The sequence below is a fragment of the Pseudomonas sp. NFACC04-2 genome (assembly GCF_900119265.1).
Taxonomy (GTDB): domain Bacteria; phylum Pseudomonadota; class Gammaproteobacteria; order Pseudomonadales; family Pseudomonadaceae; genus Aquipseudomonas; species Aquipseudomonas fluorescens_AA.
Genome location: NZ_FPJC01000055.1, coordinates 1 through 2,700, shown reverse-complemented (window position 1 = coordinate 2,700; position 2,700 = coordinate 1). Strand labels below are relative to the sequence as shown.

Sequence of the window (2,700 nt, the reverse complement as noted above, 5' to 3'; positions counted from 1 at the left end):
CTGCATCCACAACAGGCGGTTGACCACCCCGCCATGCTCGTTCATCACGCCCTTGGGCAGGCCGGTGGAGCCCGAGGTGTAGATGACATAGGCCAAGTGATGGGCATGCAGGCCTTCGACCGACGGATTGTCGGTTGGCTGCGTCGAGAACCCTTGCGCTTCATCCAGCAGCAGGGTTCGCGCCTGCGTCGCCGGCAGGCTCGCCTGCAAGGCACGTTGGGTCAGCACCACCATGGGCGCACTGTTCTCCAGCATGTAGGTCAGGCGCTCGTGGGGATAATCCGGGTCCAGCGGCACATACGCCGCGCCGGCCTTGAGAATCCCCAGCAGGCCCGCGACCATGTTCAGGCTGCGATCGGCGCAGATCGCCACGCGGTCGTCCGGGCGAATACCCAGTTCCAGCAGGCGATGGGCAATCTGGTTGGCCCGCTCATTGAGTTGCGCGTAGCTCAGTTGCGCCTCGTCGGAGACCACGGCGACCGCGTCCGGGCTAGCCTCGACCCGCGCTTCGAACAGGCCGTGCAAGGTCAGGCCCTGCGGGTAGTCGACCGCAGTGGCATTGAACGTTTCCAACAGGTGCTGACGTTCGGCCGCCGGCAGGCTCGTGAGGGCCTGCAATGGCGTATCCGGCGCATTCTCCAGGGCGGTGACCAGGCTTTCGAGCGTGGTCTGCACGTATTCACCGATACGCCGCGCACCGGTCCCGACCAGCGCCTGCACCACCAGGCTGAAACCCTCGCCTTCATCATCCACGGCCAGCGCCAAGGGGTAATTGGTACGTTCTTCACCGCCAATCGACTCGATGCCTTGCCACGCCGTCAGCGCCTGCGCGGTCACCTCGACCCCGCAATGACGATAGTTGAGCATCGAACTGAACAACGGCGTTGGCGCAACCACGCCACTGCACCGCTGGGCCAGTGCCAACGGAGCATGCTCATGGCCCAGCAGGCCGGTGAGCCGCTTGTGGGTCGCCTTCACCGCTGCGTATACACTTTGACCTGCCAGGCTCACCCGCAATGGCAGGGTGTTGATGAACATGCCCAGGGCCCGATCAGCCCCATCGCCGGCCTGCAGGCGACCCAACAGCACGGTGCCGAAGACCACGTCGTCGCGACCGCTGACACGGCCCAAAACTTGCGCCCATGCCAAGTGCATCAGGCTGGCCGCGCTGATGCCCAACTGGCGGGCCTGGGCGCGAAGACGACGGCACAGGCCCGCCTCCACGGCCAACTTCACCTCTTCCACGCCATTGCCATCGCCTTGCACGTCCCGCAGGCCGAACGGCAGCGTTGGCTCGTCGATGTCCCCAAGCATGTCGCGGAAAAACGCTTCATGGGCCTGTTGATCGACACCCAGGCGCGCCTGGGCCACATAGTTGCGATAAGGCACCGATTCGCCCAGTTCATGCACCTTGCCCAGCAACTGGGCCTGCATTTCACGCTCCAGCACTTCCAGGCCGGTATGGTCCAGGACCATGTGGTGGAACAGCAGCATGGCGACCCAACGCTGGTTGGCGACATCCTCGGCGATGGCCAGGCGCAACATCGGGGCCTGACGCACGTCCAACCGGTAATGCCGGGCATCGAAGCGCTCATACAGCCGGGCAACGGCATCGCCGGTCCCCGGGTCCGCGTCCAACTCGTCAACGCTGAGCCGAGCCTGCCGCCACACCACCTGCATCGGTTCGTCGAGGTTTTCCCAGACCATCGAGGTCCTGAGAATGTCGTGCCGGTCGACCACCCCCTGCAATGCCCGGGCAAAGTCATCCAGGCGGGCCCGGCTGTCAAACCCGAACAGCGTCTGCAGCACGTACGGATCACCCATTTTCGCCGTCAAATGGTGATACAGGATGCCTTCCTGCAACGGCGCCAGCGGATAGATCTCTTGCACGTTGCGCGCCCCTCCCGGCACGCTCGCCACGATCCGATCGATGGCCTCCTGGCTCAATGCAGCCAGCGGCAACATGGCCGGCGTGATGCGCTCACAGCCCTCGACGATGGCGCAGGCCGGCACCTCCACTTCGCGGTGCCCGCCCACCGCAGCGGCCAGCGCCTGCAGCGTTGGCTGGCTGAACAGCACACGTACGTCCACCGACAGCTCGACCTGGCGCATACGCTCGATCAGCCTCATCGCCAGCAACGAATGCCCGCCCAGCTCGAAGAAATTGTCGTGACGACCGACTCGCTCCACTTTCAGCAACTCGGCCCACATACCGGCCAAGACCTGTTCGATCTCGCCCTGGGGCGCCGCGTAGGCCTGGCTGGCGTAAGCCTCGGCGTCCGGCGCCGGCAGCGCCTTGCGGTCCACCTTGCCGTTGAGCGTCAATGGGAACGCCGGCAACATCACGAACGCCGCAGGCACCATGTACTCGGACAAGGTCACGGATAATTGCTCGCGCAACCCGGCCACGCTCAGCGTGACTTGCGATTGGGCAATGACATAGGCCACCAGGCGTTTCTCGCCGGTTTCATCGGCCCGCACCAGCACCACCGCGTCCTTCACGCCGTCACAGGCCGCCAGCTTGGCTTCGATCTCGCCCAGCTCGATGCGGAAACCGCGAATCTTCACTTGATCATCGTTGCGCCCCAGACATTCCAGGCTGCCCTCCGGCAACCAGCGGCCGAGGTCACCGGTGCGGTACAGCAGCGCGTCGGGTTCATGGCTGAACGGGTCGGCGATGAATTTTTCCGCGGTCAGGTC

Annotated in this window: 1 protein-coding gene; it reads right to left on the bottom strand. The window is 64.8% G+C overall.

The annotated features are described in order from the left end of the window. On the bottom strand, positions 1–2,700 hold a 2,700-nt coding region (locus tag BT125_RS28245; RefSeq protein ID WP_072412434.1), incomplete at both ends, for an AMP-binding protein.